The 14728-nt window shown below is 73.6% G+C and carries 13 protein-coding genes; 6 read left to right on the top strand and 7 right to left on the bottom strand.

The window, feature by feature from the left end; genetic code table 11:
• Positions 1–38: 38 nt before the first annotated feature.
• The 4 genes from pcp to AB0A97_RS28605 all read right to left on the bottom strand — a co-directional run bounded on the left by pcp (position 39) and on the right by AB0A97_RS28605 (position 3326).
• Positions 39–692, bottom strand: coding sequence for a pyroglutamyl-peptidase I (gene pcp / locus AB0A97_RS28620; protein WP_361155201.1), 654 nt, complete (start codon positions 690–692; stop codon positions 39–41).
• Positions 693–805: 113 nt separating this feature from the next.
• Positions 806–1774, bottom strand: coding sequence for a DUF979 domain-containing protein (locus AB0A97_RS28615; protein ID WP_361155199.1), 969 nt, complete (start codon positions 1772–1774; stop codon positions 806–808).
• Positions 1771–2478, bottom strand: coding sequence for a DUF969 domain-containing protein (locus AB0A97_RS28610; RefSeq protein WP_361155198.1), 708 nt, complete (start codon positions 2476–2478; stop codon positions 1771–1773). The genes AB0A97_RS28615 and AB0A97_RS28610 overlap by 4 nt, the downstream gene beginning before the upstream one ends.
• Positions 2479–2591: 113 nt before the next feature.
• Complete coding sequence (locus tag AB0A97_RS28605; protein ID WP_361155197.1) at positions 2592–3326, bottom strand: GntR family transcriptional regulator; 735 nt, start codon at positions 3324–3326, stop codon at positions 2592–2594.
• Between the two features lie 251 nt (positions 3327–3577).
• Here AB0A97_RS28605 and AB0A97_RS28600 point away from each other — a divergent pair, with 251 nt between their 5' ends.
• Genes AB0A97_RS28600 through AB0A97_RS28590 form a run of 3 tightly spaced genes read left to right on the top strand, consistent with a single transcriptional unit; the run spans position 3578 to position 5918 of the window.
• A complete protein-coding gene (locus AB0A97_RS28600; RefSeq protein ID WP_361155195.1) occupies positions 3578–4354 on the top strand; it encodes a 5-oxoprolinase subunit PxpA in 777 nt (258 codons plus the stop codon).
• A gap of 44 nt (positions 4355–4398) precedes the next feature.
• Positions 4399–5037 (top strand): 5-oxoprolinase subunit PxpB, encoded by a 639-nt coding sequence (pxpB, locus tag AB0A97_RS28595; RefSeq protein ID WP_361155274.1) that lies wholly within the window; start codon positions 4399–4401, stop codon positions 5035–5037.
• Entirely contained in the window at positions 5037–5918 is an 882-nt protein-coding gene (locus AB0A97_RS28590) for a biotin-dependent carboxyltransferase family protein (protein ID WP_361155272.1), read from the top strand. Before pxpB ends, AB0A97_RS28590 begins: the two co-directional genes overlap by 1 nt.
• Here the strand turns inward: AB0A97_RS28590 and AB0A97_RS28585 are convergent.
• Positions 5901–9545 (bottom strand): hydantoinase B/oxoprolinase family protein, encoded by a 3645-nt coding sequence (locus AB0A97_RS28585; RefSeq protein WP_361155193.1) that lies wholly within the window; start codon positions 9543–9545, stop codon positions 5901–5903. The two genes, AB0A97_RS28590 and AB0A97_RS28585, sit on opposite strands and share 18 nt — an antisense overlap.
• A 333-nt stretch (positions 9546–9878) precedes the next feature.
• On the opposite strand from AB0A97_RS28585, the gene AB0A97_RS28580 reads away from it, so the two are divergent.
• From AB0A97_RS28580 to AB0A97_RS28570, 3 genes are read left to right on the top strand one after another with little or no spacing between them, the layout of a single operon-like run.
• Positions 9879–10742, top strand: coding sequence for an isocitrate lyase/PEP mutase family protein (locus AB0A97_RS28580; RefSeq protein ID WP_361155192.1), 864 nt, complete (start codon positions 9879–9881; stop codon positions 10740–10742).
• A 15-nt stretch (positions 10743–10757) separates the two neighbouring features.
• On the top strand, positions 10758–11207 hold the full coding sequence (locus AB0A97_RS28575) for a hypothetical protein (RefSeq protein ID WP_361155191.1): 450 nt from the start codon (positions 10758–10760) through the stop codon (positions 11205–11207).
• Positions 11200–12255: a bile acid:sodium symporter family protein gene (locus AB0A97_RS28570; protein ID WP_361155189.1), complete on the top strand. Its 1056-nt coding sequence runs from the start codon at positions 11200–11202 to the stop codon at positions 12253–12255. Before AB0A97_RS28575 ends, AB0A97_RS28570 begins: the two co-directional genes overlap by 8 nt.
• Positions 12256–12283: 28 nt before the next feature.
• Here AB0A97_RS28570 and AB0A97_RS28565 read toward each other — a convergent pair whose 3' ends face one another.
• Both AB0A97_RS28565 and AB0A97_RS28560 read right to left on the bottom strand, forming a co-directional pair.
• A complete protein-coding gene (locus AB0A97_RS28565; RefSeq protein WP_361155187.1) occupies positions 12284–13474 on the bottom strand; it encodes a glycosyltransferase in 1191 nt (396 codons plus the stop codon).
• Positions 13471–14598 (bottom strand): glycosyltransferase family 1 protein, encoded by a 1128-nt coding sequence (locus tag AB0A97_RS28560; RefSeq protein WP_361155186.1) that lies wholly within the window; start codon positions 14596–14598, stop codon positions 13471–13473. The genes AB0A97_RS28565 and AB0A97_RS28560 overlap by 4 nt, the downstream gene beginning before the upstream one ends.
• Positions 14599–14728 lie beyond the last annotated feature (130 nt).

Genomic DNA, 14728 nt, shown 5'->3' with positions numbered 1-14728 from the left:
CTCGCACTGACAACGGACGAAACGGCACGGGGCCCAGGTCAGTGTGTGGCGCCTCCGACGGCCTTGATGTCCGTATTTGTACGCGCGGCGGTGGCGGCGATCACACGCAGTCCCTCGGCGACGGCGCTCACCGCGAGTGAGGGCAGCGACCGGCCGGCGACCTGTCCGGGGGCGTACGGTACGTGCACGAAGCCGCCGCGCAGCGCGGGCCGCTCGGTCGCGATCAGGTGCATCAGGTCGTAGAAGACGTGGTTGCAGACGAAGGTGCCCGCGGTGTTGGAGACGGAGGCCGGCACCCCCGCCTCCCGTACGGCGGCCACGCACGCCTTGACGGGCAGCGCGGCGAAGTACGCCGCGGGGCCGCCGGGGACGATGGTCTCGTCGATGGGCTGGGCGCCCGCCACGTCGGGGATGCGGGCGTCGTCGATGTTGACGGCGACCCGCTCCACCGTCAGGTCGGGCCGGCCGCCCGCCTGACCGACGCAGAGCACGATGTCGGGGTCGTGCGCCGCGACGGCCTCGCGCAGGGCGGTGCGCGAGCGTCCGTAGACGCAGGGCAGTTCGACGGCGGTGATCTCCAGCCCGGTGGGCGGCTCCGCGGCGGCGGCCCGCACCGCCTCCCAGGAGGGGTTGGAGCTCTCGCCGCCGAAGGGCTCGAATCCGGTGAGCAGGATGCGGGTCGTCCGCGTCATGGCGTTCCCTGTGGTTCGTGAGCCGCGCGGTGCCCCCCGGTCCGTGTGCGGTTCGTGTCGTGCGGTGCGGTGCGGTTCGTGTCGTGCGGTGGTGCGTGGGGCGGTGGGCGGGGTCAGAAGGCGAACAGGGCCATGACCACGATGTTGCAGCCGAGCAGCACGCCGGCCGTGGGCAGTTGGGCCTTGATCGGTCCGTACTGGTCCTTCAGCTCCAGCAGCGCCGACGGGACGATGTTGAAGTTGGCCGCCATCGGGGTCACCAGCGTCCCGCAGAACCCGGCGAGCATGCCGATGGCCAGGACGGCGGGCGCGTCGCCGTGGAAGTGCTCGATGAGCACCGGCCAGCCGACCGCCGCGGTCATCACGGGGAAGGCGGCGAACGCGTTGCCCATGATCACGGTGAACAGGGCCATGCCGACGCAGTAGACGACGACCGCGACGTACAGGAAGTCCTCCGGCAGGACCGAGGTGGCGAGCTTGCCGACCTGGGTGCCGACGCCGGAGAGCTGGAAGATGGTGCCCAGGGTGGCGAGAAGCTGCGGCAGCAGCATCGCCCAGCCCATCGACTCCAGCATGGAGCGCCCGGCCTGCACGGGGACCGCTATCCGCTTCTCGCGCAGCATGATCATGCCGACGACGAGGGCGACGACGGCGCCGATGCCGAGCCCCAGGATGGTCTCGCTGCCCTCCTGGAGGATCGGTTCACCACCGATCGAGAGCTTCTTGACGAGGACCGCGCACAGCAGCGCGACGACCGGGATGGCCAGCGCGGGCACGAACAGCTTGTTGCCCAGCTTCAGGGCGCTGGCCTCGCGCTGTTCGGGCGTGGTGGTGCGCGGCGTACCGCGCCCGGTGAAGCCGAAGCCGGCCAGCAGGACCATGATCAGGACGGCCGCGCCCAGCGGCTCGGCCGGGGCCTTCTTCTCGACGACCCAACTGCTGTAGACGAAGCCGACGCCGAGCAGGCCCCAGAAGGCGGTGGTGCCCAGCCGCTTGGGGTTGCTGCGGTCGGTGAGCATCTGGGAGGCCATCACCAGGAAGCTCAGGCCGACGAGCCAGTAGAACCACTCCGCTTTGATCACTTGGCTGCTCCCTCGGCGACGGGCTCGATGTTGGCGGCGACCAGTTCGCGTTCCAGGTACCGGTCCAGGCGCAGCAGCCGCCAGCCGTGCACGGCGAAGGCGCACAGCGCGGAGGGGATCGCCCACAGTGCCAGGTGCAGCGGCTCCAGGTGGGTGTTGTACGTGGTGTTGACGAAGCTGGTGATCAGCAGGATCGAGCCGACCGCGAGGAAGACGTCCTCACCGAAGAACAGCCCCACGTTGTCGGCGCTCGCGGAGAACGAGCGGACCTTCTCCCGGCCCTTCTCGGTCAGCCGCCCGTGCTTGCGCTCGGCGGCGCCCTCGGCCATCGGCACGGCCAGCGGGCGCACGGTCTGCGCGTGCCCGAAGACGTGCGTCAGCCCGACGGCCGCGCCGATCTGCCGCATGCCCAGGTAGAGGGCGAGGAAACGGCCGGTGGTCAGTTTGCCGAAGCGGGCGATCAGCCGGCGGGCCTGCTCCTGGAGGCCGTAGCGCTCCAGCAGGCCGATCACCGGGAGGGTGATCGCGAAGATCGTCACCGCCCGGCTGCTGGCGAAGCCGGTGCCGAAGGCCGCCAGGACCTCCTGCGGCGACAGGCCGCCGAGCAGACCGGTGACGATGCCCGCCACCCCCACGACCAGCAGAGCATTGCGTTTGGTGGCGAAGCCGACCACGACCACGAGCACGCCGAGAAGCACGATCATGGGTCCGCCTTCCGCATACGGGACCCCACGCGGACCGTGAGGAGGATGCGAGGAGGTTAGGCGATTGTTCAACGATCCGACAAGGGGTTGACGGGAGCGAAACTCCGGTACTCCTACACGCCCTCCCGCGCCGCCATGCGCTGGGCGTACGCCCCGGAAAGCTGCACTCTGGAGTCCTCCAGATAGGACTCCAGCAGCAGCTCGGCGGCGGCCCCGTCCCCGGCCTGGAGCTCTTCGAGGATCTGCCGGTTGCGGGTCAGGTACGGCGCGTGGAACCGGCGCGGATCGTCCATCACGTGAAAGACCAGCCGCAGTTCCGCGAGCACCCCGCGCATCAGCTCGTCGGTGCGCGGACTGCCCGCCAGGCCCACCACCGCTTGGTGGAACCGGAGATTCGCGGTGCCCAGGTCCCGCCAGGCACGCTCCTCGAAGGCGGTCTCGCCGGCCACCACGGCCGCCTCCATCGCCCCCACCGGGTGCGGCGGCTCACCCAGGCTGCGTACGGCGGCGCACTCCACGAGCGTACGGACCCGGTAGATGTCGTCCAGGTCCGCCACCGTCACGATGCGTACGAAAACCCCGCGGTTGAGCTGATGCACCAGCAGGCGCTCGTGCGTGAGCAGGCGGAACGCCTCCCGCAGGGTGTTGCGCGAGACCCCCAGGGCCCCGCCGATGCTCTCCTCGGACAGTCGCGCGCCGGGTGGGAAGTAGCCCTCGGTGATGCGGTCCCGGAGAATGTCGGCCACCCGCTCCGCGGTGCTGGAACGCCCCAGCAGTACCCGGTCGCCCGCCAGCTCGGAGACCTCGGCGAGCCTGTGCCGGTCGCCCCGTGTCATCCCGCCCGCCATCGTCGTCCCCGCTTTCGCCCCGTACGTGCACCCCTTGTGCTGTGAGCGGCAGTCAATCCCAGATGGCAGAACGAGACAACACACCTCTTGTCGGATCGTTGAACGATCGCTTACGTTGGCCTGACCACCGGCCGGCCCGAGTGCCCTCAGGGGGAGAGCCACTACGGATACGGGCCGGCCGGTCCCGAAACCTCTGCGGCCTGTGCACCCGCCCGCGTGGCGGCCACCTCCGGAACGGACTTGCGACTTCTATGAGCGACCCGGTGACCACCCCCCTCGTCGATCTCAACGCCGACCTCGGGGAAGGCTTCGGACGCTGGGAGCTCACCGACGACGAGGCCCTGCTCTCCGTCGTCACCAGCGCCAACGTGGCCTGCGGTTTCCACGCCGGGGACCCCAGCACCATGCGCCGGGTCTGCGAGCTGGCCGCCGAGCGCGGCGTGGTCGTCGGCGCCCAGGTCTCCTACCGCGACCTCGCGGGCTTCGGGCGCCGCGCCATGGACGTACCGCCGCGCGAGCTGGCCGACGAGATCGCGTACCAGATCGGCGCGCTGGAGGTCTTCGCCCGCGCCGCCGGCACCCGGGTCGGCTACGTCAAGCCGCACGGCGCGCTCTACAACCGCTGCGTCCACGACGAGGCGCAGTCCGCCGCCGTCCTGGAAGGCGTACGGACCGCCGGCACCCCGCTGCCCATCCTCGGCCTGCCCGGCTCCCAGCTCCACGAGGCGGCCCGCCGCGTCGGCCTGCCCGTCGTCGGCGAGGCGTTCGCCGACCGCGCCTACACCCCCGAAGGCACCCTGGTCTCCCGCCGCGAGCCGGGCGCCGTCATCCACGACCCCGACGAGGTCGTCAAGCGCGCGCTGGGCATGGCGACGGAAGGCACCGTCACCGCCGTCGACGGCAGCACCGTGAAGACCGAAGCGCGCTCGCTGTGCCTGCACGGCGACACCCCCGGCGCCGCGGACCTCGCACGGCGGGTGCGCGACGAGCTGACCGCGGCCGGCGTACGGATCGGCAGCTTCGCGTGAGCACCGGTACCCCCGGCGGCCGCACCCCGGCCGGCCGGTCGCGGCTGTCCCTGCGCCCGCTGCCGGTCGGCGACCACGGGCTGCTGGTCGAGCTGGACGACGCCGCGGCCGTCGAGGCGTTCCACGCCGAGCTGCTGCGCCGCGCCGCCGCCGGCACCCTGCCCGCGGTCCGCGAGATCGTCCCGGCCGCCCGTACGGTCCTGCTCGACGGGCTGGCCGACCCGGGACGGCTGGCCGCCGAGCTGTCCGGCTGGGACGTCCCCCCGGCCACCGCCGGCGACCGGCCCGCCATCGAGATCCCGGTGCGCTACGACGGCCCCGACCTCGCCGACGTGGCAGCCCTGTGGGGCACCACGCCCGAGGACGTGGTCCGTATCCACTCCGGCACCGAGTTCCACGTCGCCTTCTGCGGGTTCGCGCCCGGCTTCGGCTATCTGACGGGCCTGCCGGAGCGCCACCACGTACCGCGCCGCGCCACGCCGCGCACCAAGGTGCCGGTCGGCTCGGTCGCCCTGGCGGGCCCGTACACCGGCGTCTATCCGCGCTCTTCGCCCGGCGGCTGGCAGCTCATCGGCACCAGTGACGTCGACCTGTGGGACCCGGACCGCGACCCGGCGGCCCTGTTCTCCCCCGGCACCCGCGTCCGCTTCATCCCGGTTTCGACTGAATCCCAGGAGGCATGATGACCGACCGCGCCTTCTGTGTCGTACGCGCCGGAGCCCTGACCACCGTCCAGGACCTCGGCCGCGCGGGCCACGCCCACCTCGGCGTGCCGCGTGCGGGCGCCCTGGACGAGCCCGCCCACCGGGTCGCCAACCGCCTCGTGGGCAATCCGGAGACGTCCGCCACCTTGGAGACGACCCTCACCGGCTGCGCCGTACGGGTCCGCACGGACACCGTGGCCGCGGTGACCGGCGCGCCCTGTCCGGTCACGGTGGACGGCCGCCCCGCCCCCTGGGGCGCGCCGGTACGCGTCCCGGCGGGCGCGGTGCTGGACGCCGGGCCGGCCACCGCCGGACTCCGCTCGTACCTCGCCTTCGCCGGCGGCGTCGACGCGGAGCCGGTGCTCGGCAGCCGCGCCGCCGACCTGCTCTCCGGCCTCGGGCCCGCGCCGCTGTCCGACGGCGGCGTGCTGCCGCTCGGCACCCCGCACGGCCCGCCCGCCTCCGTGGACGTCGTCCCGCTCCCGGCACCGCCGGTCGCGGAACTGGTGCTGCCCTGCGTACTGGGGCCGCGCGACGACTGGTTCACCGGAGCGGGCCTGCGGACGCTCGCCACCGGCCGTTTCCGCGTCTCCTCGGCGAGCAACCGCATCGGCCTGCGCACCGAAGGGCCGTCCCTGGAACGCCGCAAGGACGGCGAGCTGCCCAGCGAGGGCATGCCGCTGGGAGCGCTTCAGGTCCCCCCGGACGGCCTGCCCGTGCTCTTCCTCAACGACCACCCGACGACGGGCGGCTACCCGGTCGTCGGCGTTGTGCCGGAACGCTTCCTCGCCGCGGCGGCCCAGGCCGCACCGGGCACGTCCGTCCGTTTCGTCCCCCGGCGCTCACGCGTCTCCGGCTGATCCGTCCGGCTTGCCGTAACCGCCGCCCCCCGGCGTACGGATCACCAGTACGTCCCCGGCGCCGATCTCCGCCACGTCGCAGCCCTCCAGGGCTTCCTCCGTGCCGTCCGCGCGGCGGACCAGATTGGCGCCCGTCGCGCCGGGTCCGCCGCCCGCCATCCCGTAGGGCGGCACCCGGCGGTGCCCGGTGAGCAGCGCCACCGTCACCGGTTCCAGGAAGCGCAGGCGGCGTTCGACGCCCCGGCCGCCCCGCCACCGGCCGTCGCCGCCGCTGTCCTCGCGTACGGAGAAACTCTCCACCCGTACGGGGTAGCGCCACTCCAGGACCTCGGGGTCGGTCAGCCGGGAGTTGGTCATGTGGGTCTGCACGGCGTCCGCGCCGTCGAAGCCGTCGCCCGCGCCCGAGCCGCTGGCGACGGTCTCGTAGTACTGCACCCGGTCGTTGCCGAAGGTGAGGTTGTTCATCGTGCCCGAGCCCTCGGCCTGCACGCCGAGCGCGGCGTAGAGCGCGCCGGTGACGGCCTGCGAGGTCTCCACGTTGCCCGCGACGGTGGCGGCGGGGAACTCCGGCGCGAGCATGGAACCGGGCGGGACACGCACCTCGACCGGCTTGAGGCAGCCGCTGTTGAGGGGGATGTCCTCGGCGACGAGCGTACGGAAGACGTAGAGCACCGCCGCCATCACCACCGAGCTGGGCGCGTTGGCGTTGCCGGGCAGTTGCTCCGAGGTCCCGGCGAAGTCCAGTACGGCGCTGCGGGCCGCGCGGTCCACGGTCAGCGCGACCTGGATCACCGCGCCGCCGTCGGTCTCGTAACGGTACGAGCCGTCCGCCAGCCGCGCGATGATCCGGCGTACCGATTCCTCGGCGTTGTCCTGGACGTGCCCCATGTAGGCCCGCACCACGTCCAGGCCGAACTGCTCGATCATCTTGCGCAGTTCGCGGATGCCCTTCTCGTTGGCGGCGATCTGGGCCCGCAGGTCGGCGATGTTGGCGTCCGGTGCCCGTGACGGATACGGCCCGGCGGCGAGCAGGTCGCGCGTCTCGTCCTCGCGCAGCCTGCCGTCCCGTACCAGCAGCCAGTTGTCGAAGAGGACACCCTCCTCCTGGATGGTGCGGCTGAAGGCGGGCATCGAGCCCGGGGTGATGCCGCCGATCTCGGCGTGGTGGCCGCGCGAGGCCACCAGGAACAGCAGTTCCTCGCCCGCGTCGTCGAAGACGGGGGTGACGACGGTGACGTCCGGCAGGTGCGTACCCCCGTGGTACGGATCGTTGACCGCGTACACATCACCCGGCCGCAGCTCTCCGTCCGTGCCGCGCCGACGCCGGAGCACCTCCTTGATGGACTCCCCCATCGACCCGAGATGCACGGGAATGTGCGGGGCGTTGGCGATGAGGTTGCCTTCGTGATCGAAGAGGGCACAGGAGAAGTCCAGCCGCTCCTTGATGTTGACCGAGTGGGCGGTGTTCTCCAGACGGACGCCCATCTGCTCGGCGATCGCCATGAAGAGACTGTTGAACACCTCCAGCATCACCGGATCGGCGTCCGTGCCGACCGCGGGACCGCTCGCGCGGGGCCGCGCCCGGGTCAGCAGCAGATGGCCGCGCTCCCCCGCGCGGGCCTGCCAGCCCGGGTCCAGGACCGTCGTCGCGTCGTCCTCGGCGACGATCGCGGGACCGGTGAGCATGTCGCCGGGGCGCAGGTCGCCCCGGGCGAACAGGTCCGTGTCCTGCCAGCGCCCCTGCGCGAGCATCCGCACCGTCGCGACCGGCCGCAGCGCCCCCGCCCGCTCCCCCGTCGGCACCTCGTGCCCGGCCGTGCCGCCCGCGGCGCCCACCGCTTCCACCGACACGGCCTCGGCGATCAGCGGCTTGTCCATCGTGAACCCGTACCGAGCCCGGTGCGCCCGGACGAACGCGGCGGCCATCGCCCGCGGCGTGTCCAGCGCCACGCCGATCGCGGAGTCCGTCCCGGCGTAGCGGAGCATCACCCGCCCCCGGGTGGTGACGCTCTCCTCCGGGACGCCGTCGTCGAGCAGTTCGCGACGGGTACGGGCGGCCAGCCGGTCGCAGACACCGTGCACCTCGGCGAGGTCCGTGGCGTCCGACTCCGGGTCGATCCCCACCTCGACGGCCTGTTCCCGCATGGCCGTCGCGTCGGCGACCCCGATGCCGTACGCGGACAGCACCCCGGCCAGCGGCGGTACGACGACCGTGCCGATGCCGAGCGCGTCGGCGACCGCGCAGGCGTGCTGGCCGCCCGCGCCGCCGAAGCTGGTGAGCGCGTAGCGCGTGACGTCGTAACCGCGCTGGACGGAGATCTTCTTGACCGCGTTGGCCATGTTCAGCACGGCGATGTCCAGGAACCCGGCCGCGACCTCCTCGGGGCCGCGCCGGTCGCCGGTGGCCTCGGCCGCCTCCTCGGCCAGCCGGTCGAAACGCTCCCGTACCGTCGCGTCGTCCAGCGGCCGGTCGCCGTCGGGCCCGAACACCGCGGGAAAGTACGCCGGCTGGACGCGCCCCAGCATGACGTTGGCGTCCGTGACGGTCAGCGGGCCGTCGCGCCGGTAGCAGGCCGGGCCTGGGACGGCACCGGCCGAGTCCGGGCCGACGCGGTAGCGCCGCCCGTCGAAGTGCAACACCGAGCCACCGCCCGCCGCGACGGTGTGGATGTTCATCATGGGCGCCCGCATCCGTACGCCCGCGACCTCGCTGCCGAAGATCCGCTCGAAGGAGCCCGCGTAGTGCGACACGTCGGTGGAGGTGCCACCCATGTCGAAGCCGATCACCCGGTCGTACCCGTCGCCCGCCTCGGCCGAGGAGCGGGCCATCCCGACGACGCCGCCCGCCGGGCCGGAGAGCACCGCGTCCTTGCCGCGGAAGTGCGCGGCCTCCCGCAGACCGCCGTTGGACTGCATGAACATCAGCCGTACGCCCGGCAGTTGGCGGGCCACCTCGGCCACGTACCGCCCGAGGATCGGCGACAGATAGGCGTCCACGACGGTGGTGTCGCCGCGCGGCACCAGCTTCATCAGCGGGCTGACCTCGTGCGAGCAGCTCACCTGCGTGAACCCGGCCTCCTTCGCCAGGGCGGCGACAGCCTGCTCGTGGTCCGGGCAGCGGTAGCCGTGCAGCAGGACGACCGCCGCGCTGCGCAGCCCGTCCTCGTACGCCCGCGCCAGCTCCGCCCGCACCACCTCCGTCTCCAGAGGCCGGACGACCTCGCCCCGCGCGTCCACCCGCTCCGGGACCTCGATCACCCGCTCGTACAGCGCCTCGGGCAGCACGATCCGCCGGTCGAAGATCCGCGGCCGGTTCTGGTAGGCGATGCGCAGCGCGTCCCGGAAGCCCTCGGTGGTGACCAGGACGGTCGGCTCGCCCGCGCGCTCCAGCAGGGCGTTGGTCGCCACGGTCGTGCCCATCTTGACGACGGCGATCCGCTCGGCGGGCACCGGTGCGCCGCGGGCGAGCCCCAGCATCGCCCGGATGCCGGCGACGGCGGCGTCCTCGGCGCTCCCGGGGCGGTGCGAGAGCAGCTTGCCGGTGACCAGCCGCCCGTCCGGCCGCCGCCCCACCACGTCCGTGAACGTGCCGCCCCGGTCGATCCAGAACTCCCAGCGTCCCGTCATGCCGCCATTGTGGCAGCGGGCCCGGCGGCGCCGGCGTGCTCGGCCTCCGGCGCGCCCGGACGGACGCCGGAGGCCGCCCGAAAACACCCGGGCGACCTCCGGCGCATTTCAGCTCATCACGTTTACGCTCCCGCGATCCCCCCGCGGAAACGTCACTTCCGCAGTCCGCCCATCACCTCATAATAATTTCCGAACAACCCCCGTGGCCTGCGGCGTTTCCTCAAACGGGTGTTGCTTCCCGGAATCCTTTTACTAGCTCTTTGTTTCCTGGGACCGTCGGGTCAAGAACACCCCAAGGACCCGCGCTCCGCGGGCCCGAGAGGCAGGAGAACCATGCAGTACGGCAGCGCCCTGCGCGAGGCGGTCGGGTCGCCTCGCACCACACCGCTCATCGGTATCTACGACATGTATTCGGCGTCCATCGCGGCCCAGCACTACGACGGCATGTTCGTCTCCGGATTCGGTTTCGCGGCATCCTATTACGGCCTGCCCGACATCGGATTCATCGCCTGGCCGGACATGGTGCAGTTCACCGAACGGCTGCGCCTGGCCTTTCCGTCCCACCACCTGCTGGTGGACATCGACGACGGCTATGTGGACCCCGAGGTCGCCTGCCACGTCGTCCAGAGCCTGGAGCGCGCCGGGGCCTCGGGCGTGATCCTGGAGGACCAGAAGAGACCGCGCCGGTGCGGACACGCGGACGGCAAGCTGATCCTCCCGCTGGAGGAGTACCTGGACAAGCTCAACCTGGTGCTGAGCAGCCGCAAGGACCTGGTCGTGGTGGCCCGTACGGACGCCACGGAGGAGGCGGAGATCGTCCGGCGGGCGGCGGCGCTCGCCGAGACGGACGCGGACGTCGTCCTGGTGGACGGGGTGCGCAGCGTGGAGTGGATCGAACGCATCCGGTCCGTGGTGGGCAGCAAACCGCTGCTGTTCAACCAGATCGCGGGCGGCAAGTCGCCCCGCCTGTCACTGACCGAACTCACCGAACTCGGCGTGGACGTGGCGATCTACAGCACCCCCTGCCTGTTCGCCGCACACGGCGCCATCGACGGAGCGCTGGCCGACCTGAAGAACGCCGACGGCAGGCTGCCCGTCACGGGCCAGACCGGCAGCGTCGAACTGCGGTGCGCCACCGAGCTGTTGGAGAAGAACATCAGCAGGCATCACGCCCACCGCGCCCCGGCCCCCGTCTGAGAAGAGGCTGACCGTATGGCACCGAACCCCTTCCGGGGCGGCGCCGGGCGGCTCCGGGACCGCGGCACGCGGTCCCGGGCCGTGCGCCCCTCCACGCTGTCCCTCGCCGTCGCGACGGTGCTGAGCGTGCTGTGGGGCGGCGGCGCCGCCCAGGCCGCGGCACCGGGGCCGCCGGTCCCGCCGCCCGCTCCGCCGTGCGACTCCCAGGACGACGAGGACGAGACCCCGCCACCGCCCCGCGCGGGAACGGCCGTCGGCCTGCTCGTCGTCGACAACTCCTCGGCGGACTCCTGGCTGGAGGTCGACCGGACGCTCAACACCCTGCTCGCCGGCAAGGGGACGGCGGGCAGCGACCACGACGGAGGCGGCGGCGCCATCGACGTACGGACCCGGGACGCCAACGGCCCCGGTGCCGACCCGTCCCGCGTCGGCCACCCGCCCTGGCAGACCGGCGACGATGAGTGACCCGGCACCGGCCGCCCGCACGCCGCGCCGCCTGGCACGAGCGGTCGACCCCTATGTGGCAGCCCTCCTCGGCACCGTCCTGTTCGCCACCGTACTGCCCGCGACCGGAGCGGGGGCCGTGGCCGCGGACACCGCCGCCGACCTCGCCATCGGCCTGCTCTTCTTCCTCTACGGTGCGCGGCTCTCCACCCGTGAGGCACTGCACGGGCTACGGCAGTGGAAGCTTCACCTGCTGACCGGGGCCGGCACCTTCGTCCTCTTCCCGCTGCTGGGCCTGGCGGCCGGCGGCCTCGTCCCGTTCCTGCTCTCCGACCGGCTGTACACGGGGCTGCTGTTCCTGTGCGTCGTCCCCTCGACCGTCCAGTCCTCGATCGCCCTGACCTCCACGGCCCGCGGCAACGTCCCGGCCGCCATCTGCGCCGGCACGTACTCCAGTCTGTTCGGCATGGCCGCCACCCCGCTGCTCGCGGCCTGGCTGATCGGCTCCGCCCTCAGCTTCTCGGCGGCGGGCCTGCTCTCCATCGCCACCCATCTGCTGCTGCCCTTCCTCGCCGGGCAGGTGCTGCGCCGCTGGATCGGCGGCCTGCTCACCCGGCACAAGAAATCCCTCGGCCTCCTGGACCGCTGCTCCATCCTCCTCGTCGTCTACACCGCCTTCAGCAAGGGCATGGAGCAGGGCATCTGGCACCAGATCACCCCGGCCCGGCTGCTCGCCCTGCTGCTCCTGGCCGCGGGCCTGCTGGCCACCGCCCTGGTCACGACCTCGCTGGCCGCCCGGCGGCTGGGCTTCTGCCGGGCGGACCGCATCACCATCGTGTTCTGCGGTTCGAACAAGAGCCTCGCCACCGGGCTGCCGATGGCGGCGGTGCTCTTCGGCGGCGCGGCCGGCCTGGTCATCCTGCCGCTGATGCTCTACCACCAGCTCCAGTTGATGGTCTGCGCGGTCATCGCCGCCCGGTGGGCCCGTCAACCGGAGGACACCCCGGTCACGCCGGAGCCGTCGCTGCGGCTGGGGCCCCGGACCGTCGAGGGGGAACCGTCGGCCTGACCCCTGCCGTACGGGCGGCACGGCGGCGTCACAGCGGCGGTACGGCGGCGTCGTGGGCCGCGAGGAAGGCGGCTACGGCCGGCTTCCAGCCGTAGCCCTCCGCGCGCTGCCGGGCCGCCGCACGGCGCTGCGCCTCGGGGCGCCCGAGGACCCGCAGGACCGCGTCCGCGAAGGAGGGGCCGTCGTCCAGGGCGGTGTCACCGCCGGGGCCGACGAGACCGGCCAGGGCCGACGCGGCGCTCGCCACGACCGGCGTTCCGCAGGCGAGCGCCTCCAGGGCCGCCGGCCCGAACGTCTCCGCCGGGCCCGGCGCCAGGGCCACGTCCGCGCCGGCCTGGAGGGCGGCCAGCTCACCCGGGTCGGCGACCTGCCCGAGGAACGCCACGGGCAGCCGCTCGGTACGGGCCCGGGCCGCCAGGCGGGACCGCAGCGGCCCCTCGCCCGCGACCACCAGGGCCGCGTCGACACCACGCCACCGCAGCTCCGCCAGCGCGTCCAGGGCGCGTCCCGGCCGCTTCTCCACCGACAGCCGCGAGCACAGGAGCAGGAGCACGTCGGCGCCACCCGCGCACCGGCGCCGCAGCTCCGGGCTGTGCAGGGCGGGGTGCCGGGCCGTCAGGTCGACGCCCAGCGGCGCCCGTACGACGTTGCGCGCGCCGACCCGGGTGAACTCGGCCGCCGCCCATTCCGTCGTGCACACCACCCGGCTGTAGGCGTGCGCGGTCCGGGCGTTGATCCGGTCGGCGGCGGCGCGTGCCGGTCCGCGCGGCACGCCCCAGGTGCGGAGCACGCCGTCCACACTCTCGTGCGACACCGCCACCGCCGGGACGCGGGCCCGCCGCGCCCACTCCCCGGTCCACCGCAGCGTCGTGCGGTCGGAGACCTCCAGGCGGTCGGGGGCCAGCTCCTCCAGGACACGCCGGACCCGGCGCCGGTCGGCCAGCACCCGGTAGCCGCCCGTGCCGGGCAGGACCGGGCCGGGCAGGGTGATCACCCGTCCCTGGCCGGTGTCCTCGTCGCCCGCGGCCGGGCCGGGCACGATCAGGACCGGATCGTGCCCGGCGGCGCAGTATCCGGCGCCCAGGGCCCGCAGAGCGGTACGCAGCCCGCCCGACTCCGGCGTCACGAAGTTCGCGAGCCGTACGATGCGCAGTCCGGCTCCGACGTACCGGGTCTCGTCGAGGACGAACCGCGCGGACGTGCCCGTCCGCGCCGTCATGCGGCCACCGCCGTCCGGTCGGCGAGCACGTCCTCGTAATGGCCCAGCAGTTCGTCGCCGACCACCTCCCAGGTGCGGTGTTCGACCGCCGCGCGGCCCGCGGCGCCCAGCCGTGCGCGCGCGGCCGGGTCGCCGGCCAGCAGCCGGACCGCGTCGCGCAGCGCCTCCCCGTCACCCGGCGGCACCAACAGCCCCGTACGCCCGTGCTCCACGAGGTCCAGCGGGCCGCCGGCGGCGGGCGCCACCACGGGTACGCCGCCCGCCATCGCTTCCTGGACGGTCTGGCAGAAGGTGTCGTAGCGGCCGGTGTGCACGAACACGTCCAGGGAGGCGACGAGCCGCGCCAGTTCGTCGCCCGTGCGGCGGCCCAGGAAACGCACGCCGGGCAGGGCGGCGCGCAGGCCGGGGGCGCTCGGCCCGTCCCCGATCACCACGGTCCGTACGCCGGGCAGCCGCGAGGCCCGGGCCAGCAGCCGTACCTCCTTCTCGGGCGCGAGCCGCCCGACGTACCCGACCAGCAGGGTCCGGCCCGCGGCGAGCGAGCTGCGCAGCACCGTGTCGCGGCGAGCGGGGTGGAACCGCGCGGAGTCCACGCCGCGCGGCCACAGCCGCAGCCGGGGCACCCCGTGCGCGGCCAGGTCGTGCAGGGCGGAGGAGGACGGCGCGAGGGTCCGGTCGGCCGCGGCGTGCACCGTCCGCAGGCGCCGCCAGGCCGCGGCGCCGCCGGTGCGCAGGTAGGCACGGGCGTAGCCGCCCAGGTCGGTCTGGTAGACGGCGACGGCGGGCACGCCTCGCCGCGCGGCGACGGCCATCGCGCGGGCCCCCAGGACGAAGGGCCCGGCCAGGTGCACCACGTCCGGCCGGTGCCCGTCCAGCGCGGCGGCCAGCCGGCGGCCGGGCAGCGCCACCCTGACCTGCGGGTGACCCGGGAGCGGCACCGAGGGCACCCGGACGACGGAGCAGGGGGCGCCCGGTCCGCCGTCCGGTGTCCCGTCGGCGCCCGTCGGGGCGACGACGAGCACGTCGTGCCCGCGCCGGACCAGGTGCCGGGCGGTTTCGAGGGCGCAGTGGGCGACGCCGTTGACGTCGGGCGGGAAGGACTCGCTGACGATGGCAACACGCATACGGCTGTTGTCGGCCCACCGGGCGTGGAACCGGCCACGGGGATCTTTCCTGCCGGGGAACGTCCCGTGAGCGTTGACGCCCGCGCCGGAGCACGGGCGCCCGGCGCGGACGGCCCGTGCGCTCCCGCGG

Source organism: Streptomyces sp. NPDC045470, from assembly GCF_040646595.1.
Classification (GTDB): domain Bacteria; phylum Actinomycetota; class Actinomycetes; order Streptomycetales; family Streptomycetaceae; genus Streptomyces.
Note: the sequence above shows the minus strand (reverse complement) of the source record. Positions and strands in the feature narration are given on the sequence as shown.